Genomic DNA, 19,862 nt, shown 5'->3' on the forward strand with positions numbered 1-19,862 from the left:
TTCACTCATTGATGTAAAGATTACCTAATCTAAGTTATTGATTTCTTGTAGGAATACTAAAATTGAACTTTTTACCTAGCCTAGCTAATGTTAAGTATAAGGTTTATCAAAACTTTACTTGAATTTTTCCTCCAATGGTCTTACATTCGGTGCACCTCGTAACTTAGGATTATCAGTTGAAACAAATAGTAGCTCTATGCCTTGTCACTTTCCTCTCCATGGCCTCGTCATGGGCAAGAACAGGAAGCTGTCAGAACGCCTGGATGAAACTAACTTCTTCTAAAGAAATTAAGGCCGAATACAAGAAGCTCATTGGAACTTGCGATAGAGACTTAAAGAGAATTTTAGGTCCTATGAGTAAGCAAAGTAGAAGTTTAAGTTATAGAGGAGCTAGAGAAGAAATGTTTGGTTCTCTAGACAACGTAAATGGGGATGTATGCTCAGTATATTCTAAAGAGTGTATCAGAACGACCTCAATCCCAAATCATAGAGTAATGAACGCAGAACACACATGGCCAAAGAGTAAGGGCGCGAGTAAGAAGCCTGCAGTAAGTGATCTTCACCATATTTTTCCAGCTAACTCAGAAGTAAATTCAATTAGATCAAGTTACCCATTCTGCGAAGTGAGCAATACAAAGTGGACAAATAATATGTCTAGTCTAGGAACTGCTCCAGGAATTGGAACCTGCTTTGAGCCACCTATTGAGCACCGTGGAAATGTTGCCAGAGCAATGTTCTACTTCGCGGTTCGCTATAGCCAAGGAATTCCAAGCGCTCAAGAAAAATGGCTTAGAAAGTGGCACCATGATGACCCAGTAGATCAAGCCGAGAAAGATAGACATAGTGAAATTCTAAGCATTCAAGGTAACTCAAATCCATTTATAGAGCAGCCGGGACTAGTTGAAGTTATTGAAGATTTTTAGAATCAAATAACTTTGTATAGACCCTTTGCATCGATAAGTTTTCACGCAATTATTTGTCAACACCTCTTCTTTACAGGTAGTATTGCTCCCCTAAAACACATTTAAGAGGAGTATTATTCCATGAAGAAATTGGCCACACTCGTAGCCCTTTGCGCACTTTTCACGTCTTGCGTAAAAGAAGGTTCCAACAAGAGTACATTTGTTTATTGTTCAGAGGGAAGCCCAACGGCCTTCAATCCACAAATTACAACAGATGGTACTTCAAATAATGCTTCCGCTCACACTATTTATAATCGTCTCGTAGAGTTTGAATATGGATCGACTAAAATTGTTCCTGCTCTTGCAGAGAGTTGGTCAATTTCAGAAGATAAGCTTGAGTACACTTTCAACCTAAGAAAAGGTGTTAAGTTTCATACGACTAAGTACTTCACCCCTACAAGAGATTTCAATGCTGATGACGTTCTCTTCTCTTTTAATAGAATGAGAGATGAATCAAACCCATTCTTCAAAGTAAGTGGTGGTACTTATGAATACTTCAATGGAATGGACATGGGAAATCTTATCAAGGATATTGTTAAGGTTGATGATCATACCGTTAAGATCATTTTAAAGAAACAAGAGGCTCCATTTCTTGCCAATATGGCCATGAGTTTTATGAGTGTTCTTTCAAAAGAGTACGGTGATAAATTAATCAAAGAAGCTAAGCTTGGTGACATGGATAATATTCCAGTGGGAACAGGACCATTTGTTTTCAAATCTTACCAAAAAGATAATATTATTAAGTTTGAAGCTTTCAAAGATTTCTACGGAGAAAAGGCCAAAGTTAGTCGTCTAGCATTTGCTATCACTCCAGATGCTTCAGTTAGATATCAAAAGTTAAAAACTGGTGAGTGTCACTTAATTATTGAACCATCTCCTGCAGACTTAGGTTCAATGAAAGAGAATAAAGACATCACTCTACTTGAAGGTCCAGGTCTCAATGTTGGCTACCTTGCCATGAACACAATGAAGAAGCCTTTTGGAAATTTAAAAGTAAGACAAGCAGTTAATCACGCTTTAAATAAAACAGCATATATTGACGCTATTTACTTAGGTCATGCTAAACTAGCGAAGAATCCTCTACCTCCTACAATTTGGTCATACGATGATAGTATCGTTGATTACGACTACAATATTAAAAAAGCTAAAAAGCTCTTAGCAGAAGCTGGGTTTCCAAATGGTTTTGAAACTGAAATTTGGACTCTCCCTGTAACTCGTCCGTACAACCCTAATGGAAAGAAGATGGGTGAAATGATGCAAGCAGATCTTGCAAAAGTTGGAATTAAGGCCAAGCTTGTTTCTTATGAGTGGCCTACTTACCTAAAGAAGTCATCAGCAGGAGAGCACGCTATGGTTCAACTTGGTTGGACGGGCGATAATGGTGATCCAGATAACTTCCTCTATACTCTTCTTGGATGTTCAGCTGTTGAAGCGGGATCAAACTATGCGAGATGGTGTAATAAAGACTTTGAAGACCTTGTTGTAAAAGCAAAGAGAGTCACTGATCTCGCAGAGAGAACAGACCTCTATGAGAAGGCGCAAGTTATTTTCAAAGAACAAGCCCCATGGGTTCCTATTGCTCACTCTATAATCTTTAGAGCAATGAGCAATAAAGTAAAAGGATATAAGATCGATCCACTTGGTGGAGATATCTTTAAAACTGTGGAACTAAAATAATGCTAAAATTCATTCTTAAAAAGTTATTAGATTTAATCCCTACTCTCGTAGGGATTTCGATTCTCTCCTTTGTTCTAATACGTCTTGTCCCTGGCGATCCTGTAATGCTTATGCTCGGAGAAAGAGGTGCTGATCCTATTGTCTACGCAAAAATGCAAAAGGCACTAGGACTTGACCAAGCAATGCATGAGCAATATTTCACTTTTCTAAAAAAAGCTTTTAGCGGAGATTTAGGAACGAGTATTGTTTCAAAGAGATCTGTGACAAGTGAATTCTTCTCAAGATTTCCTGCGACACTAGAGCTTGGAATTTGTGCCATTATTTTTGCTGCGATAATCGGTATCCCCTTTGGAATTCTAGCAGCACTCAAGAGAAATTCATTCTACGACTACCTCCTAATGGGAGGGTCACTTGTTGGTTACTCCATGCCAATTTTTTGGTGGGGACTTATTCTTATCCTCTTCTTCTCTGTTCAGCTGGGTATTACACCAGTGTCAGGAAGAATTTCTATTATGTACGACGTTGATGTAGTAACAGGGTTTATGTTAATAGACACTCTCCTTCCAAAAAATTTAGCGAACGAAGGAATCGGTCCATTTCTCTCAACTCTTTCACACCTCATACTTCCAGCAATTGCTATGGGAACAATTCCTCTAGCGGTGATGGCAAGAATGACCAGATCAAGTATGTTAGAGGTTCTTGGTGAAGACTATATAAGAACAGCGAAAGCAAAGGGATTACCAATAAAGAAAATTATTGTAGTACACGCCCTTAGAAATGCACTTATTCCTATTGTTACAGTTGTTGGATTAATTTTTGGTTCCATCATAACAGGCGCCATACTTACAGAGACCATCTTCTCATGGCCTGGAATTGGAAAATGGTTAGTTGCGAGTATCAACGCTAGAGATTATCCAGTTATTCAAGGTGGAGTTCTCTTTATCGCGACAATGATTGTTCTAATTAATTTAGTGGTCGACTTTGTCTACGCCATCGTCAACCCAAAGATGAGATAATTTAAATGGAAAATAAAAATACAGAAGAAATAGATCATCCACTAGTAGAGTTTTGGCAACAATTCTCAAAGAATAGAGGCGCGATCTTTGGATTAGTCGTAATTATTCTCTTCACTCTTATTGCACTACTGGCACCACTACTCTCCCCTTATGGACCAACCAGTATTGACCCAAGCTTTCTAAGAGTACCTCCTCTTTTCTCTGATGGCGGAACTGCTAGATACTTCTTTGGGACAGATGACGTGGGACGAGATATTTTAAGCCGTCTTATTTATGGTGCTCAAATTTCAATGTTGATAGGGTTCTTTGTTGTTATTATTTCTTGCAGTATTGGAACAATTCTAGGACTAGTCTCTGGTTACTATGGAGGCTGGGTAGATAGAGTGATCATGAGAATGATTGATATTCTCATGGCCTTCCCTTCTATTCTGCTCGCCATCGTTGTTGTTTCAGTAATGGGTCCAGGTATTTCCAACGCGATTATTGCTGTTGCAATTGTTGCCATTCCAGGATTTACAAGAATTGTGAGAGGCTCGGTACTTGCAGAAAAAAAGAAGCAATACGTGATGGCCTCTAAAACTTTTGGAGCAAGCTCAGTAAGAATAATGTTCTTAGAAATTCTTCCTAATTGTATGGCCCCTCTAATCGTTCAAGCGTCACTTGGTTTTAGTGATGGAATTCTCAATGCTGCAGCTCTCGGGTTCTTAGGACTTGGTGCTCAGGCCCCTACTCCAGAGTGGGGAATCATGTTGGCAGACGCGAGACCTTTCATTGAAAGTTCACCGTGGATGGTCACACTCCCTGGTCTCTGTATTCTATTTGCAGTACTTGGTTTCAATCTCTTTGGAGATGGGCTCAGAGATGCACTAGATCCAAGACTAAAGAGGTAATAATGTTACTAGATATTAAAAATTTAAATTTAAAATTTCACACATCCAAAGGAATACTACACGCCATACGCGATCTAAGTTTTCATATTAAACAAGGTGAAACACTTGGAATAGTAGGAGAATCAGGCTGTGGAAAGTCTATAACGAATCTTGCTCTAATGGGACTTCTTCCTGACACAGCTGAACTCACTGCTGACAAACTAGAGTTTCAAGGGCAAGAGCTTATTGGGCTAAAAGAAAGAGAGTGGCAGAAAATTCGTGGTTCTGATATTGCGATGATTTTTCAAGACCCAATGACTGCTTTAAACCCTTGTTTCACTGTTGGATATCAAATAGAAGAAACACTTGAAATGCATAGAAGAGATCTCAGTAAGCTTGAAAGAAAGGAATTTGTCTTTGAACTATTAGATCAAGTGGGAATTCCGGCCCCAAAAGAGAGGGCCAAGTCTTATGCTCACGAACTTTCAGGAGGAATGAGTCAAAGAGTGATGATTGCTCAGGCAATTGCCTGTAACCCAAAACTCTTAATTGCTGATGAGCCTACAACAGCACTAGATGTAACAATTCAAGACCAAATTTTAAAACTCTTAAAAGATATTCAGGCCAAGAATAATATGGCAATGATTCTTGTGACTCACGACCTTGGTGTTGTTTCAGAAAATGCAGATCGCATTCAAGTGATGTATGCAGGAGAAGTTATTGAGACAGGGACTTCTGATGAAGTGATTCATAGTCCAAAACATCCTTATACGAAAGGTCTTTTAGAATCTCTTCCAGGAAGTAATGCTACGACTTTTAGAGCTCCTCTTTCATCCATTGCAGGAATGGTTCCCGATTTAAGATCAAGACCACAGGGCTGCCAATTCAATCCAAGATGTTTTAAAGTAAAAGATGATTGCTCTATTTCAAGACCTGTTTTAAATGAAGAAAACCACCAAGTTAGTTGTTTCTATCCAATGAGTGAAGGTTAAAATGATTTTAGAAGTTGAAAGTTTAAAGAAACATTATCCAATAACAAAGTCATTCAAGGAGAGCGCTCTCGTTAAGGCACTAGACGGCGTAACTTTCTCGGTAGAGAAGCAGAGAACCCTGGGAATTGTTGGTGAATCTGGTTGCGGAAAGTCGACACTAGCGAAGGCCCTTATGGCCTTAGAAGAGAGAACAAATGGTTCAATAAAAATAGAAAATCAAAGTATTGATGGACTTAGTAAATCAGACTTTAAGAGTGCTATTCAAATGATTTTTCAAGATCCCTATTCTTCTTTGAATCCAAGAAAGAAAGCTTGGCAACTCATCAGTGAACCACTTCTTATTAATACAAAACTCTCAAAGAAAGAATGTTTTAATAAGGCCTGCGAATTGATGAAGAAAGTTGGTCTTCGCCCAGAGATGGCCCAGCGCTATCCACATATGTTTAGTGGTGGTCAAAGACAGAGATTAGGAATAGCTAGAGCTCTTGCTCTACAACCAAAAATTCTCATTTGCGATGAACCAGTCTCTGCACTAGATGTCTCTATTCAGGCACAGGTTTTAAACCTCCTAATGGAATTACAAGATGAGATGGGTTTAACTTATCTCTTTATCTCTCACGATCTACATGTAGTTAATCATATTAGCGATGATATCTTAGTTATGTACCTTGGAAAAATCGTTGAGTACGGACCAAGAGAAAAAGTCTTCGATAACTCTCTACACCCTTACACTAAAGCTCTTATTGCAAGTTCTCCTTCGGTGTCAAAAGACAAGAACGATCATGAGCCTATTTCTGGAGAACTTCCTTCTCCACTGGATCCTCCTACTGGTTGTGCTTTTCATAAACGTTGTCCAATAGCGACAGAGAAGTGTGCTATAGAAACTCCTGAGCTTCGTGAAGTTGACGGAAGAAGAGTTGCTTGTTTTCTAGTCTAATTATTAAACACCCCCCTATAAAAATTACACAGCGGTGCTTCCCGGCACCGTAAAAGAGTATCATTCCGGCACCAGAAATATCTGGGGCCATTTTCTCAATCTATAAACCATAGAATTCACAGATTATGAGTTGGCATTGATGTGGCATAGTCACCTGTAACAAGCAAATTCATAAAGGAGAGAGAAAATGAAAAGTAATTCGACTATGATTAATGCTTTATTAAAAAGAGAAACTCTAGTGATGGCACTAATGCTATTTTCACTAACTTCAATTAACGCTTTAGCAGTAGAGAGCTCACTAATTACTATTACTAATGATGAGACGCCTACTATTTTTAAAATGGTCATTGATACTGACGAGAACTCAGATATTAAGAAATTCTATAAAGATACTTATGACAATAAAGTACGTGTATCAAGAGAGCTCATTCCACTCAATAAGATTATTGACGGAGTGAATCTTGAAAAAAGAGATAAGTATGAAATTGTAAATTTAAAGAGTGATAACTTTGCTGCTCATAATGGCGGGAACTTAGAGCTCGATACTCTTTACAATGGAGCTAAAGGTACGAGAAAGAGTTATGAGTTAGAGATCGACCGTGTTGGTGATAACTGGGAAGTTCTAAAAGATGGAAAGAAAGTTCACGTACTTCACCTTAAATCGAATAAAGTATTTCTACTTGGAACAGTTGGAATTAAAGATATTGAGGTTAAGAAGTGAATTTCGGAGAAATTCTTTCAAACAGGGTAGTTTTTAAAACTACCCTTATTTATCTTACTCTAGTCGCATCAGTTATTGTTAATAGTGAGCTAACACTCACTAAGCGACTTCTAGCGCTGATTCACTTACAATTGAAATCTTAGAGATCTCTTCGCGCAGTCCTTCTTCCGCTAACGAAACCATTCTTCCGAAAACTTCAGCGGCGCCTTCGTTTCTATTTACAAAGGAAATTTCAGAGTAAGGAATAAAGAAGTAGTATTCACTTCCGTTACTATAATCAGCATTATTTAAGTTTCCACTATTTCTAAAACTACTTCCTTTAATATGCATATAATCATTGGCCTCTTCATGATTGGCATCAAAGTTCTTTAGACAATTAAACGTCTTACTACTTTTAAATGATTTTAAATTTATTTTAATACTTATATTTTCAGAGTTCTTCACTTTGCTAAAAGAGTGACCGTCAATAGAGAGAATTAGTCCTCTATTAGAAAATTGAGTTATTTTTGTCTTAATACTATTAAGTGGAGAATGATTGACTTCAGCAATTAACTCAATATTAGCAGATAATCTAAACTCTCTAAGAGGAAAGTATCCAGTTAAAAGTTTTCGGTAAACAAAGAAGCTATAAGTGGACTTGTCCATCCAGCGCATTGAAGTTAGAGAAATATATGGTCCCGCTTCATGATGAAGAGAAACAAGTGTGTCTTTTTGAATATCGTGCCAAGTGGCCTTAAGTCTAGGATCAAGATAAGCTTCATAGAGTTCATAGAGATTTGATTTAACAGATTTAAGATTTCTCTGAAACCAAACGCTCTTTGTCTTTAGGGACTCCAAAGTATTATCAATGAAGTCAATTTGATCGACTCCCTTACCTAATAGATCTTTTTGAATTTTACATGTTTCACGCCAATTGGCCCAATGAAAGAATAACTCACCATTCGAACTGATTTTATAATTATCTTTAAAAGTATTCGAATGAATATATTCAACTAATTTCATAGGACCCACTTTGTTCATGCTTTTGAAGTTTCTACTAAATACTACTATAGAGGAGCCAGTAATCATTGGTAGTAAATTATGGTTAAGATTTGTCATATCTATAATTACGAATAGTTGAGTAAAGAAAACAATAGATTTCTCTTGGCCAAGAAATCTGGGAAATTGCCAACTTTCTCTGCGTTTAAAGACAATTTATTCCCCTCAGTACTCAAATCGACAGTGGTTTAAAATAGCGATATTATAGAGTAATGACGGCTTTTGATGCTTTAAAACAAAATTCACTCAGTTTTCAACTTCTTCCAATTTCAATTAGAGAGTTATTTTTTCTAACTGAAACTCCATGCGATATATTTGGAAAGTCAGATGGGCTTTATAAACTCATTCTCAGAAAACATTCTTTTATAAACGGACAAGTTCTAAAAGACCTTATCGCCAAAAGTCACTCTACTATTTTTGTCCATCAAGATACGAGAAAGAACTTAATTGACCTTCAACAGAATAATTTAAGAAATGTAACGAGATCACTTTCAATTGGAGACCCTGTAGAAAAAGGAAGAAAGCAAATTGGCCTTCTCACTTTGAATATGAATTACCTCTACAATGACCCTACAAATGACGACACACTAAATTTACAATATCAATCTGTAAAAAATCTCTGTGCTTTTCTCTATGAGAGACCTGAGATACATGAAAAGCTTTATAAAGAATTCATTAAGCAAAAACATCACTTTGTATTCGCTCAACCACTTCTTGCTTCCCTCTTTCTCATTGGTGTTTTAAAGCAGAGTCATGTCTACAGTTTTAAAGAAGTTGAATCACTCTTTTTAACTAGTTACTTTAAAGATATTGGAATGAGCGTTATCCCCCTGGAGAAGTATGATCAAATAACTCTCTCGGATGAAGATTCTGAACTCCTGCGCTCACATCCCACAATTAGTATTCAAATTCTGCAAGGAAGAATAAAGCTCTCACCTGCACATATGGCAGTAATTGAGAACCATCATCTCTTCTCACTCTTAACCAATGACCTTCATGTTCCTGACACCTCTAGACTTGATGAGAAGAGCGTCAAGATGATTAGTGGCTTTGAGACGATGATTGTTTCTATAACTGATGTTATTGCTGCTATGATTACACCAAGACCTTACCGAAATGCTACGAGTCTCTTCGACTCATTAGACCTAGTCAAAGCACTCATTAGCGATGACTACCCTACCGAGTTTAGGCTTATCGTGACATATTTTAAAAGTGTCTTCTTTAGAAACTCTTAAAGTAACCGACCGTTTTAATCTAACGCTCTGAAATTATTTACTTTTTTCTTTTACAATTCGTTTTCAGTATTCCATCATAAAGTATGGGGAAAATTTTGCACGGACCGCTGATTTTCTTCCACTGCTCATAAGAAATTTACGTTTTTCGTTCTAGGGAGGGAACATGGCGTCGTATCAAGAAATAAGTCCTGTCACAGGGATCATTGACGAATGCCAAGTCGTTATCGACTTTGGTGAACACGAAGGAAAATCAGTATTAGAAGTTGCTGATGAAATGCCTGAATTCTATGATTTTCTTATCGAAAGTCGTGAGAAAGGATCATGCATGATTCGTAGATCGAAAGACAAGTGTTTTAGACTTTACGTCAACTCAACACTTCAGTAATTTCCTAGCTAGAGAGCTCGATTGAAATTGACCCCGATTCAATTGGGGTCAATTCAAAATAACTAATCCCCTAAAACTAATCCCCTACCCCGTGGATCTGAAACTCCATGAAGATTTCCATTTTCAAACGAAATGGCCTGAACTCTACAACCAAGCTTTTTATATTCTATTTCGTGTTCCATTCTCTTTAGTTCTTTAATAGTTCTTGCAGGTAGCCCACTCTCTTCTACATAGAGAATATTTGGCTTCCACTGGTGATGAACTCTCGTTGCTGCGATAGATTCATAGAGAGGCATACCGTGGTCAATATAATTCATTATCGTTTGTACTACACAAGTAAGTATTCTTGTTCCAGAAGGTGAACCAAGCCCTAGAACCGCCTTTCCATCTCTTGTTACAATCGTTGGTGACATTGAACTAAGCGGCCTCTTCTCCGGTTGAACTAGATTCTTCTCTCCACCTACAGCACCAAATAAATTATTGGCCCCCGGCTTTGTCGCAAAGTCATCCATTTCATTATTTAAGAGAATTCCCGTACCAGGAACAACAACTCCTGAACCTAAGTACCCATTTAAAGTTTGTGTTGAAACAAAGACATTCCCCTCTCCGTCTGCAATAGTGAAGTGAGTAGTTTCAGGAGACTCGTGTTTTTGCACAAGCTCACTATCGTTCTTTGCTTCAAACTTAGATGGCTCATTCATATTAGACCAAAGAGAATTTAGCGCCTTATTTTCAGGTATAGAAAAGCGAACATCATCTGCATACTTCTTAGAAGTCAGACCTCTAACTGGGACGTATGTAAAATCTGTATCCCCTAAGTAATTCGCTCTATCAGAAAAAGCTGCCTGCATTGCTGAGGCCCTTAAGTGAACAGTCTTTGAGTGCTGAAGACCATATGTTTTAAGGTCATCATTTCTAAGAATATTTAAAATTTCAATAATATGAACTCCACCTGAACTAGGAGGACTCATCGAGAAGACCTCATAACCTTTATAGTCTCCTCTAATTGGATCACGGTACTTAACATCATACTTATCTAGATCTCTTTGAGTCATTAGTCCGTTTAATCTTCTATGTTCTTTGACAAGGGCCTTAGCAATACTTCCCTTATAGAAACCATCTCTTCCTTTCCTTGAAATTACTTCAAGTGTTCTTGCAAGATCACTTTGAATTAGAAGGTCTCCCTCTTTTAAAATCTCTCCATTTTTATTACAGAATATTTCACAAGTGGCCTTATACCTTTTAATAATATTTTCTCTCTTAGAAATTGCAAAAGCGAGTTCTGGATAAATCTTAAAACCATTTCTTGCAAGAGAGATAGCATCTTTCATTACAGTACCTAGTGGAAGCTTTCCATACTTCTTATGCAGCTCCAACATTCCGGCAACCATACCAGGTACACCAGCAGAAAAAATTCCATCTAGAGACATTCTTGAAATAACTTCACCTTTATCATCCAAGAACATTTTCTCATGAGCATTAAGTGGAGCTTTTTCTCTAAAGTCTACAGTTAGTGGGAAATCCTTATTTCTCTTTACGTCGTGAAAGAGAGCAAAACCTCCTCCCCCTATTCCTGTTGACTGTGGTCTCTCAACGGCGAGAACGAATGAAGCCGTTGTCGCAGCATCAATAATATTTCCACCACTCTTAAATATTTTATAAGCGGCCTTAGTAGCAAATGCTCCTTGAGTCGCAATATTGATATTCTTTGTAATTTTCTCATGATCTTCTTTTTTCTCACCTTTAGCGAGGTCTACATAGTGAATCTCCTTTTCATAAGGAATAGAAACTTTAAATGCAGAACAAGAGCTAAGAGCAACTAGACTGGCCAAAATATATATTTTCTTCATAGGTACCTCAAAAAAATTTAATGGGAATACTCTAACGAGTATGAAGAGAGCTGACTAGTAGAATCATAGATTTGACGTAAACACAGCTAGTTAACTAACTGCGACAAGAGCTAATAACTTCCCTAGATTCTAACAAGAGAAATCAAATACTCATCTAACACAATCCTAACAAAGCGAGCTCTAAATATTGCTATAAATTAATCAAGTATTTTTAAATTGGCTTAAGGAGCAACACAAAATGAAAAAGTTCATTTCACTTTTAATGGCATTACTAATTACAACAAATATTTATGCAGTCACAAAAGTAAACGGAGCAGGAGCAACATTTCCATATCCAATGTACTCAAAGTGGTTCTCAGAATATAACAAACTTAATAAGGATGTTCAGTTCAATTATCAATCAATTGGATCTGGTGGTGGTATCAGACAATTAATTAAGCAGACAGTAGACTTTGGTGCTTCTGATGCTCCTATGAAGGAAAAAGATAAGAAGAAAGCAGCTTGGCCAGTAAAGCATATCCCAACAATTCTTGGAGCAGTATCAATTGCCTTTAACTTAGAAATGAGTGGGACGCTAAAACTAGATGGTGCGACTCTTTCAGAGATCTTCATGGGTTCTATCTCAAAGTGGGATGATGAAAGAATTAAGAACTTAAACCCAGGACTTAAACTTCCAAATAAAGATATTCTAGTTGTTAGAAGAGCTGATGGTTCGGGAACAACTTCAATCTTCTCAGACTACCTCTCCACTGTTTCTAAGAAGTGGGAAGAGAAAGTTGGTAGAGGAAAGTCACTTAAGTGGCCAGTAGGTATTGGATCTAAAGGTAATGAAGGTGTAACTGCAACAATCAAGCAAACAGATGGTGCTATTGGTTACGTTGAACTTGCTTACGCTCTTAAAAATAACCTACCAACTGTAGCTCTAAAAAATAAAGCCGGTGAGTTTACAAAACCATCTGTAAAAGGTGTTTCTCTTTCAGCTGCGACATTAGATAAGAATGCGGCCGTTACAACTTCTATCGTAGATGCAGCAGGTAAAGGAGTTTATCCTATCTCAGCTTTTACTTACATTCTTCTTCCTGTGAAAAAAGAAGATGCACAATTAAAAGAAGTTAAAAAGTTCTTAAACTGGGCCCTTACAAAAGGTCAGTCGATGGCAGAAGAGCTTCACTACGCTCCACTTCCAAAGTCTCTTGCAACGAGAATGCTAAACGAAATTAAATAGGATTATTAGTGATTAGAGATACAGAAAATATTCAAAAGAATACTTTGAAAGATAATTTTTCAAGTATCTCTATATCTATTCAAAGTTCTAAGAAGAAGTTTCTTACTTATGGCGAACAAGATAAGTTCGCCTACTTACTTATAAAAGCAATTGCGACTTTAGTAATTATTCTTCTGCTCGGAATGATTCTCATGCTAGTAAATGCAGCCATGCCGGCAATTAAAGAATTTGGTATTAGCTATGCGCTCACTGATAACTGGAATCCCGTTGAAGATGAGTTCGGAGCCCTTCCTTTTATCTTCGGTACACTTATTACTTCAGCTCTTGCAATACTTATAGCAGCTCCGATTAGCATTGCAGTCGCACTATTTATAAATGAAATACTACCAACCAAAATAGCAAAAACTATTTCACTATTTGTTGAAATGATTGCCGCCATTCCAAGTATTGTCTTTGGACTCTGGGGAATTTTTTACTTAGGACCCTTTGTTAAAGATATTCTAACACCTTTTCTAAAAGATAATTTTGGCTACCTCCCCTTCTTTCAAGGTGCGAGTTTTGGTATAGGAATATTAACTGCTGCAATAATTCTTGCTATAATGATTACTCCTACAATCACTTCAATCTGTAGAGAAGTTTTAAAAACTGTTCCTAAGATTCAAAAAGAAGCGGCTCTTGCTCTTGGAGCAACCCGCTTTGAAATGATAAAAATAGCCCTTCTAAAACCTTCATTTTCGGGTCTTATGGGTGGAGTTGTCCTAGGGCTTGGAAGGGCCCTTGGAGAAACCATGGCGGTAGCAATGGTTATTGGAAACTCTCCAACTATTACAGCATCACTTTTTTCTCCAGCCGCGACAATGGCCTCTGTTATTGCCAATGAATATGCGGAAGCTGATAGTGACCTTCATCTCTCGGCCCTCTGCTACATTGGTTTATTACTATTTCTTATTACCTTCATCATAAATGGACTGGCGAGAGCGATCGTTTGGAAGAAGCAAAGAAGCGGTAGGAGTAGATCATGAATTATTTAACTTGGAGAAAATTTAAAAATATTTTCTTTCATTCAATGCTCTATATTTCGTCATTGATTGTTCTTCTACCACTATTTCTCATTATTAGTTACGTTTTCAAAATGGGAGCCTCGTCTCTTAATCTTGACTTCTTTACTGCTCTTCCTAAACCCGTTGGAGAAGTAGGAGGAGGAATGAGGCATGCGATACTTGGAACACTCTACTTAGTTGCTATCGGAAGCCTAATATCTATTCCAACAGGACTTCTCTGTGGAATTTATCTAAGTGAATTTGGAAAGGGTAAGACAGCGGCACTCCTTCGCTTCTCTATCGATATGCTTACAGGTGTTCCATCAATTATCATTGGAATCTTTTCTTATATTCTTATCGTTGTTCCCTTTAAAAGCTTTTCAGCAATTGCCGGCGGAGTCGCTCTTAGCATAATTATTCTCCCTATTGTCTGTCGATCAACAGAAGAGATCTTAAAACTTATCCCAAACCATATTAGAGAGGCCGGTCTTGCTCTTGGACTTCCAAGATGGCGAGTTATTTTAAATATTGTAGTAAGAGGAAACTTATCCTCACTAATTACAGGGGTAATGCTAGCAATCTCACGAGCAGCGGGCGAAACAGCTCCTCTACTCTTTACAGCATTTGGAAATATGTATCTAAGCTACAGAATTGATGAACCAATGGCATCTCTACCTGTACAAATATATCAATACGCGATCTCCCCTTTTGATGACTGGAGAAGACAGGCGTGGGCGGGAGCCTTCGTTCTAATAATACTTGTCCTCGGGATTAATCTTATCGCCAGGCTTTTAGTAAAGATCGGGAGCTTGAGAAATTTAATAAGCAGAGGTTCTAAATGAAGAGTGATATTATCTTAGAAGTTAAAAATCTTAACGTATGGTATGAAGATTTTCATGCGGTGAAAGGAATTTCTGTAGACTACCCAGAAAAGTCTATCTCAGCAATTATTGGCCCTTCAGGCTGTGGAAAGTCCACATTTCTAAGATGCTTAAATAGAATCTATGAGGAAGTCCCTGGAGCAAAAGCAACAGGCGAAATCATTCTAGAAGGTAGAAATATTCTTGAAAAGAGTGTTGATCCTGTAGAGCTTCGAAAGCACGTTGGAATGGTCTTTCAAAAACCAAATCCATTTCCGGCCATGAGTATTTTAGATAATGTGACGATTGGTCTTAGACTCCAAGGAGTTAAGGATAAATCTTTCCTTATGAGTGTCGCTGAACAATGCCTTAGAAAAGCTGCTCTTTGGAACGAAGTAAAAGATAAGCTTCATAAACTTGGAACAAGTCTCTCAGGAGGACAGCAGCAGAGACTCTGTATCGCTAGAGCGTTGGCAGTGAATCCTTCCGTCTTACTTATGGATGAGCCGACTTCTGCTCTAGACCCAATAGCCTCAGCAAAAATTGAAGAGCTTATGAGTGAGTTAAAGAAAGAATTTACAGTAATTGTTGTGACTCACAATATGCAACAAGCCGCAAGAATCGCAGACTATACAAGCTTCTTTGTCTTAGGTGATTTAATTGAACATGGACTTAGTTCAGATATCTTCACTACCCCTAAAGTAAAGAAAACCGAAGATTATATTACTGGAAGATTTGGATAAAAGGATAACTATGGAAATCTCAAGTGCAGATTTAAGAGAAATGATTTTAAAAATGGCAACATCAGTTGAGTCTATTGTCGATAACTCTTCAAAGCAAGAAGTCACAATTAATGAAATATTCATTTATGAGAATGAAGTGAATAAATTTCATACAGATATTGATGACCTTGTCTTTAAATACATTGCTCTAAAAACTCCTGCCGCAACTGACCTTCGAATAGCTCTCTCTGTGATGAAAATAAATTCAGAACTAGAGCGTATTGCAGATCAAGCTGTGAATATAAAGAGAAGTATGAAGAAGCTCAGCAAGAGCTATGCACAGCTTGAAGCTTTAAATGATGAAGTGAAAATGATGCTTAGAAATAGTATCGATGCCTTCGTGAAACTTGACTCAAAACTAGCGACAGATGTTATCCAACATGATCAGGAAGTAAATGAGCTGTACCGAGACATTATGAGAGACTTCATTAAGAAGATGAAGTCCGAGACAGTTAATTTTGATGAAGGATTTGCCGTTATACGTGTTGCAAAATGTCTTGAGCGAATTGGAGATCAAACTACTAATATTGCAGAAGATGTTATATTTTTAGAAACTGGTGCAGACATTAGGCATAATGCTGATGTAAAATTTGGACGTAGAAAAGAAGATAAAGTCATCATAAAGGGACAAGAGGAATAGAGATGTCTAAGAATCATATTTTAGTAGTCGAAGATGAAAGAGATATTTCAGACCTATTAAAACTTCAACTTCAGTCAATGGATTTTCAAGTCACCGTTATTGAGGATGGAACAGAAGCTCTTGAATTTATCCAATCCTCCCCTAGCGAAAGAGAAAACAGCTCTCCAATTGATCTCTACATATTAGATAGAATGTTACCCGGAACAAATGGGTTAGAGATTTGCAAATTTCTTAGACTCTATAAGAAAACGAAAGAGAGACCAATCCTCATGGTTACTGCACTCACAAAGCCAGAGAGTATTATCGAAGGGCTAGACGCCGGGGCCGACGATTACATCAACAAACCTTTTGATATAAATATTCTAAGTGCGCGAGTCAGATCTCTTCTTAGAAGATCTAAACAAATGGAGATGTCAAAAGAAATAAGTGAAGAGATTATCTCCTTAGGTCCTGTAAGTCTTGACAAGAGTCAGTGTAAAGTAAGTATTGATGGAAGTGATCTAGACTTAACCTTAAGTGAATATAAGCTAATGGTTGCCTTCTTACATCAGCCTGGAAAAGTTCTGACAAGAAATCAGTTAGTAGAGTTTATTCAAGACGGACCCGTTCACGTTACAGATAGAACAATTGATACACACGTCTTTGGTCTTAGAAAAAAGCTTGGAGAACACTCAGAACTTATTGAGACAATTCGAGGAATTGGATATAGAGTAAAAAGTTATGTCTGAAAGTGGAATTAAGAAATTTATTAATTCTGTCCCATGGCGCTTCTTTAAAAGAATTGCCCTATCACAAATTATTCTTACAACAATTATTATTATAGTTACCGCTTTTTCTGCCAGATATTTTTTAAAGGTCTACATTACGAACCAGTCAGTAAATCAAGTAGTCGAATCTTTAGAGCTTATTAAACACTCTATTACTACTCAAAAGATAGACCCTGTAGCATGGTGTAAATCACTAAGACTAGATTGGTCTACCAGATACACCCTAATAGATATGAAGGGAAATGTTGTCTGCGATAATTACTTAAACGCAAAGAAGCTAGATAATCACCTCTACAGACCAGAAGTTCGAGATGCAATTCAACTAGGTCTTGGAACTTCAAAGAGATTTAGTGAAAGTGCTGATATAGATATGATCTATGGTGCGATGACTTTTAAAGCTCTTGGAAAGAGCTACATCATTAGGCAAGCTGTCCCTCTTAGACAGGTTGCTCTTGCAATGAAGAAGCTTGATAAATCCATTATCATCTTCTTTATTCCACTGCTAGTGCTCACCTCTCTACTTAGTTTATGGACCTCTCTACAAGTCTCATTTCCACTGCGCTCTTTAATTAGAAAGATTTCCAACTTAGAAAATTTAAAAACAGGTCAAAATAATCTAGACACCGCAATTCCATTAGATGATGAGTGGCACTTTGTCGAAAGAACTCTAGACAGAGCAGAAGTAGAACTTGCCAACTATATAAAAGAGCTGCAAATAGAAAATAAGAAGTTTTCAATCCTCATGGAAAGTAACTCCGATGCGATTTTGGCCATTGATACGAATGAGAATATTCTCTTCATTAATCAGCGTTTCTACAAGAACTTCTTCACTGAGGATAGGACTAGAGAAATTAAAGAAATGAAAGGCCTAAAGCTAGTCGAAATTTCAAGAAAGCGAGAAGTACACGAACTTCTACGGGAAGTTTTAAAGGACAAGACCAGTATAAAAGCTAGAAATATTGAAATAGAGATGGCCGGAAGATCTGAGAAAGGCTGGTTCGATATTACAACTAGCCCTCTTATTTCCAATGATGGAAAAATTCTGGGTGCAATCTGTAATTTTAGAAATATCTCTCATAAGAAACTTGCCGAACAAATGCGTGAAGACTTTGTTACAAATGTCTCTCATGAAGTTAGAACGCCCCTAACGGCAATGAAGGGCTATGTTCAAATTCTTCAAGGAATAAAGGATATATCAGACAACGCTATTGTAAAAGAGGCCCTAAGTAAAATTGAGCATAACTCTAATAGACTAGCGATTCTCTTTCAAGAAATCCTAAACTTATCTCTTATTGAATCTAAACATAAGTTAGAACTGAATAAGACTTCTACAGAGGAATTAACACAGACAGTTCTAATGAATTTGAAACAGGTTCATGCAGATAAGAAGCAACTCATAGAGTGTACTTTTAATGCTCAAAATGTCGTCATTGATGCTGGCTTAATTGAACAAGTTCTTACCAATCTCATTGATAATTCCTATAAGTATGGAAAGAGTGACGGAAAAATTCTAATAAGATGGGAGGCCCTAGAGAATTCATTTGAATTATACGTTGAAGATGACGGCCCGGGGATTGATCCGATTCATCAAAAGAGAGTCTTTGAGCGCTTCTACCGAGTTGATTCAAGTAGATCTAGAAATCTTGGTGGTACCGGTCTAGGATTAAGTATCGTCAAACACATTGTTCAAAAACATAAAGGTTCTATCTCTGTTTTCTCCAACGATTTTGGAGGTGTAAGTTTTAAAATAACTATCCCTTTGGGGTCTTTAGGATAAGGCCCCTTGGCTTCATAGATAATTACTCTACTTTGTCGAGATCATTAAAATCATTAAAAAGTCTTCTCTTCTTTTCTAAGTGAACAATTTCCTTATTACTTGATAGACAAACTGAATGGAAATTATGAGACATAATCTCTTCTAACTCACTATCTTTAACCGCGAGGTCATCTACTAAAGTAGTAAATGCCCAAAGCCCTTTAAGGTTAATTTGCTGATTATGTTTTTGGAAAACTAGAGCTGGCATTGAACTAACTTTCTCAAGTTGTGACACCTCAAAGTTTTCCATGAAAATACTAGTCGACGAGAGATAAAGCTCACAGTTTTGCTCATTATCTTGAACTCTATAAACTTCTCCAAATGATTTCGCACATATACATAGAAATATCAATAATACTAAAGCTCTCACGCTAACTCCTTTTTCTAAGAAATATAGCAATTTTAGAGCTCTATCAGAGTGTTATTGTAAAAAAGAAAAGGGCCGTATAGATATTTGACATTAAAGTCGCCCTCCCAGCGAGAGAGACACTGAGAGGGAGACAGAGAGTAATGAGCACTCTTAGTACGAAACAAGGGTCATTAACCCTAGGCTATTGAAGTTAATGAAGATTAGGATGTTTCCTATGTAATCTCTGCTCATACTTTATTTTTCTAGGCAAAGAACTCTTCATTTTTCGAAAAACTTTGAGAACAGAAGCGTAGGCATTCCCGGCCTTCCCTTCCATTTTGAAGATTTTTCCACTGGCCTTAAATCGAACCACGGCCTTATAAAGACCCCCTTCTCTGGAAATATTCCAATTTATATTTGAAAACTTTTCCTTATTCTGTGAGAAGTGCTTCATCTTATCTTCAACAAATTCGTTTAAAGAGTTTGACTTGTCTACATGTTGATAACTAACTTGCATCTAAAACCTCCGATGTTTAATAAGTTTATTACTTATCTAAGAATCATATTACTCTCTTCAAACGAAAAGCTGTTTAGATGTAGTCATAATTTTGTAAAGTTTGAGTAAATTTAGGCCGACTTTTTTGCTTTTTAGTGAAATGACACACCCCTTTCTCTTATATATTTGCAAAAAATTACCAACT

The 19,862-nt window shown here is 37.2% G+C and carries 20 protein-coding genes; 16 read left to right on the top strand and 4 right to left on the bottom strand.

Going from position 1 to position 19,862, the window contains the following annotated elements:
• The first annotated feature begins 176 nt into the window (after positions 1 to 176).
• The 7 genes from CES88_RS06055 (at position 177) to CES88_RS06085 (ending at position 7,174) form a co-directional block, all read left to right on the top strand.
• Positions 177 to 923, top strand: coding sequence for an endonuclease (locus CES88_RS06055; RefSeq protein ID WP_290732418.1), 747 nt, complete (start codon positions 177 to 179; stop codon positions 921 to 923).
• Between the two features lie 120 nt (positions 924 to 1,043).
• Positions 1,044 to 2,639: an ABC transporter substrate-binding protein gene (locus tag CES88_RS06060; protein ID WP_290732421.1), complete on the top strand. Its 1,596-nt coding sequence runs from the start codon at positions 1,044 to 1,046 to the stop codon at positions 2,637 to 2,639.
• Positions 2,639 to 3,655, top strand: coding sequence for an ABC transporter permease subunit (locus CES88_RS06065; RefSeq protein ID WP_290732425.1), 1,017 nt, complete (start codon positions 2,639 to 2,641; stop codon positions 3,653 to 3,655). Before CES88_RS06060 ends, CES88_RS06065 begins: the two co-directional genes overlap by 1 nt.
• 5 nt (positions 3,656 to 3,660) lie before the next feature.
• On the top strand, positions 3,661 to 4,545 hold the full coding sequence (locus CES88_RS06070; RefSeq protein ID WP_290732428.1) for an ABC transporter permease subunit: 885 nt from the start codon (positions 3,661 to 3,663) through the stop codon (positions 4,543 to 4,545).
• Between the two features lie 2 nt (positions 4,546 to 4,547).
• On the top strand, positions 4,548 to 5,516 hold the full coding sequence (locus CES88_RS06075) for an ABC transporter ATP-binding protein (RefSeq protein WP_290732431.1): 969 nt from the start codon (positions 4,548 to 4,550) through the stop codon (positions 5,514 to 5,516).
• 1 nt (position 5,517) lies between these two features.
• On the top strand, positions 5,518 to 6,453 hold the full coding sequence (locus CES88_RS06080; RefSeq protein WP_290732434.1) for a dipeptide ABC transporter ATP-binding protein: 936 nt from the start codon (positions 5,518 to 5,520) through the stop codon (positions 6,451 to 6,453).
• Positions 6,454 to 6,640: 187 nt separating this feature from the next.
• Positions 6,641 to 7,174: a hypothetical protein gene (locus CES88_RS06085; RefSeq protein ID WP_290732437.1), complete on the top strand. Its 534-nt coding sequence runs from the start codon at positions 6,641 to 6,643 to the stop codon at positions 7,172 to 7,174.
• A 99-nt stretch (positions 7,175 to 7,273) separates the two neighbouring features.
• Here CES88_RS06085 and CES88_RS06090 read toward each other — a convergent pair whose 3' ends face one another.
• Complete coding sequence (locus CES88_RS06090; protein WP_290732470.1) at positions 7,274 to 8,176, bottom strand: hypothetical protein; 903 nt, start codon at positions 8,174 to 8,176, stop codon at positions 7,274 to 7,276.
• Between the two features lie 248 nt (positions 8,177 to 8,424).
• On the opposite strand from CES88_RS06090, the gene CES88_RS06095 reads away from it, so the two are divergent.
• Both CES88_RS06095 and CES88_RS06100 read left to right on the top strand, forming a co-directional pair.
• Positions 8,425 to 9,447, top strand: a complete 1,023-nt coding sequence (locus tag CES88_RS06095; protein ID WP_290732472.1) for a hypothetical protein — start codon at positions 8,425 to 8,427, stop codon at positions 9,445 to 9,447.
• A gap of 163 nt (positions 9,448 to 9,610) precedes the next feature.
• Positions 9,611 to 9,832, top strand: a complete 222-nt coding sequence (locus CES88_RS06100) for a hypothetical protein (protein ID WP_290732474.1) — start codon at positions 9,611 to 9,613, stop codon at positions 9,830 to 9,832.
• A 62-nt stretch (positions 9,833 to 9,894) separates the two neighbouring features.
• Here the strand turns inward: CES88_RS06100 and ggt are convergent, their stop codons facing one another.
• On the bottom strand, positions 9,895 to 11,682 hold the full coding sequence (gene ggt / locus CES88_RS06105) for a gamma-glutamyltransferase (protein ID WP_290732476.1): 1,788 nt from the start codon (positions 11,680 to 11,682) through the stop codon (positions 9,895 to 9,897).
• A gap of 238 nt (positions 11,683 to 11,920) precedes the next feature.
• On the opposite strand from ggt, the gene pstS reads away from it, so the two are divergent.
• Genes pstS through CES88_RS06140 form a run of 7 tightly spaced genes read left to right on the top strand, consistent with a single transcriptional unit; the run spans position 11,921 to position 18,773 of the window.
• Positions 11,921 to 12,907 (top strand): phosphate ABC transporter substrate-binding protein PstS, encoded by a 987-nt coding sequence (gene pstS, locus CES88_RS06110; RefSeq protein WP_290732478.1) that lies wholly within the window; start codon positions 11,921 to 11,923, stop codon positions 12,905 to 12,907.
• Positions 12,908 to 12,915: 8 nt separating this feature from the next.
• Positions 12,916 to 13,929: a phosphate ABC transporter permease subunit PstC gene (gene pstC, locus CES88_RS06115; protein WP_290732480.1), complete on the top strand. Its 1,014-nt coding sequence runs from the start codon at positions 12,916 to 12,918 to the stop codon at positions 13,927 to 13,929.
• Positions 13,926 to 14,789, top strand: a complete 864-nt coding sequence (gene pstA, locus CES88_RS06120) for a phosphate ABC transporter permease PstA (RefSeq protein ID WP_290732481.1) — start codon at positions 13,926 to 13,928, stop codon at positions 14,787 to 14,789. The genes pstC and pstA overlap by 4 nt, the downstream gene beginning before the upstream one ends.
• Complete coding sequence (gene pstB / locus CES88_RS06125; protein ID WP_290732482.1) at positions 14,786 to 15,550, top strand: phosphate ABC transporter ATP-binding protein PstB; 765 nt, start codon at positions 14,786 to 14,788, stop codon at positions 15,548 to 15,550. The genes pstA and pstB overlap by 4 nt, the downstream gene beginning before the upstream one ends.
• A 10-nt stretch (positions 15,551 to 15,560) precedes the next feature.
• On the top strand, positions 15,561 to 16,229 hold the full coding sequence (phoU, locus tag CES88_RS06130) for a phosphate signaling complex protein PhoU (protein ID WP_290732484.1): 669 nt from the start codon (positions 15,561 to 15,563) through the stop codon (positions 16,227 to 16,229).
• A gap of 2 nt (positions 16,230 to 16,231) precedes the next feature.
• Positions 16,232 to 16,957 (top strand): response regulator transcription factor, encoded by a 726-nt coding sequence (locus CES88_RS06135; RefSeq protein WP_290732486.1) that lies wholly within the window; start codon positions 16,232 to 16,234, stop codon positions 16,955 to 16,957.
• Positions 16,950 to 18,773 (top strand): ATP-binding protein, encoded by a 1,824-nt coding sequence (locus tag CES88_RS06140; protein WP_290732488.1) that lies wholly within the window; start codon positions 16,950 to 16,952, stop codon positions 18,771 to 18,773. Before CES88_RS06135 ends, CES88_RS06140 begins: the two co-directional genes overlap by 8 nt.
• A gap of 22 nt (positions 18,774 to 18,795) precedes the next feature.
• Here CES88_RS06140 and CES88_RS06145 read toward each other — a convergent pair whose 3' ends face one another.
• Both CES88_RS06145 and CES88_RS06150 read right to left on the bottom strand, forming a co-directional pair.
• Entirely contained in the window at positions 18,796 to 19,182 is a 387-nt protein-coding gene (locus tag CES88_RS06145) for a hypothetical protein (protein WP_290732490.1), read from the bottom strand.
• Between the two features lie 190 nt (positions 19,183 to 19,372).
• Complete coding sequence (locus CES88_RS06150) at positions 19,373 to 19,678, bottom strand: HPF/RaiA family ribosome-associated protein (RefSeq protein ID WP_290732492.1); 306 nt, start codon at positions 19,676 to 19,678, stop codon at positions 19,373 to 19,375.
• Positions 19,679 to 19,862: the final 184 nt, after the last annotated feature.

This window comes from Halobacteriovorax sp. JY17, from assembly GCF_002753895.1.
Classification (GTDB): domain Bacteria; phylum Bdellovibrionota; class Bacteriovoracia; order Bacteriovoracales; family Bacteriovoracaceae; genus Halobacteriovorax.

Bases quoted from the DNA above. Each gene is read 5' to 3' on its own strand.
- CES88_RS06060 (WP_290732421.1), top strand. From the start codon at position 1,044: ATGAAGAAATTGGCCACACTCGTAGCCCTTTGCGCACTTTTCACGTCT.
- CES88_RS06065 (WP_290732425.1), top strand. From the start codon at position 2,639: ATGCTAAAATTCATTCTTAAAAAGTTATTAGATTTAATCCCTACTCTC.
- CES88_RS06070 (WP_290732428.1), top strand. From the start codon at position 3,661: ATGGAAAATAAAAATACAGAAGAAATAGATCATCCACTAGTAGAGTTT.
- CES88_RS06075 (WP_290732431.1), top strand. From the start codon at position 4,548: ATGTTACTAGATATTAAAAATTTAAATTTAAAATTTCACACATCCAAA.
- CES88_RS06080 (WP_290732434.1), top strand. From the start codon at position 5,518: ATGATTTTAGAAGTTGAAAGTTTAAAGAAACATTATCCAATAACAAAG.
- CES88_RS06085 (WP_290732437.1), top strand. From the start codon at position 6,641: ATGAAAAGTAATTCGACTATGATTAATGCTTTATTAAAAAGAGAAACT.
- CES88_RS06090 (WP_290732470.1), bottom strand. From the start codon at position 8,176: ATGAAATTAGTTGAATATATTCATTCGAATACTTTTAAAGATAATTAT.
- CES88_RS06095 (WP_290732472.1), top strand. From the start codon at position 8,425: ATGACGGCTTTTGATGCTTTAAAACAAAATTCACTCAGTTTTCAACTT.
- CES88_RS06100 (WP_290732474.1), top strand. From the start codon at position 9,611: ATGGCGTCGTATCAAGAAATAAGTCCTGTCACAGGGATCATTGACGAA.
- ggt (WP_290732476.1), bottom strand. From the start codon at position 11,682: ATGAAGAAAATATATATTTTGGCCAGTCTAGTTGCTCTTAGCTCTTGT.
- pstS (WP_290732478.1), top strand. From the start codon at position 11,921: ATGAAAAAGTTCATTTCACTTTTAATGGCATTACTAATTACAACAAAT.
- pstA (WP_290732481.1), top strand. From the start codon at position 13,926: ATGAATTATTTAACTTGGAGAAAATTTAAAAATATTTTCTTTCATTCA.
- pstB (WP_290732482.1), top strand. From the start codon at position 14,786: ATGAAGAGTGATATTATCTTAGAAGTTAAAAATCTTAACGTATGGTAT.
- phoU (WP_290732484.1), top strand. From the start codon at position 15,561: ATGGAAATCTCAAGTGCAGATTTAAGAGAAATGATTTTAAAAATGGCA.
- CES88_RS06135 (WP_290732486.1), top strand. From the start codon at position 16,232: ATGTCTAAGAATCATATTTTAGTAGTCGAAGATGAAAGAGATATTTCA.
- CES88_RS06140 (WP_290732488.1), top strand. From the start codon at position 16,950: ATGTCTGAAAGTGGAATTAAGAAATTTATTAATTCTGTCCCATGGCGC.
- CES88_RS06150 (WP_290732492.1), bottom strand. From the start codon at position 19,678: ATGCAAGTTAGTTATCAACATGTAGACAAGTCAAACTCTTTAAACGAA.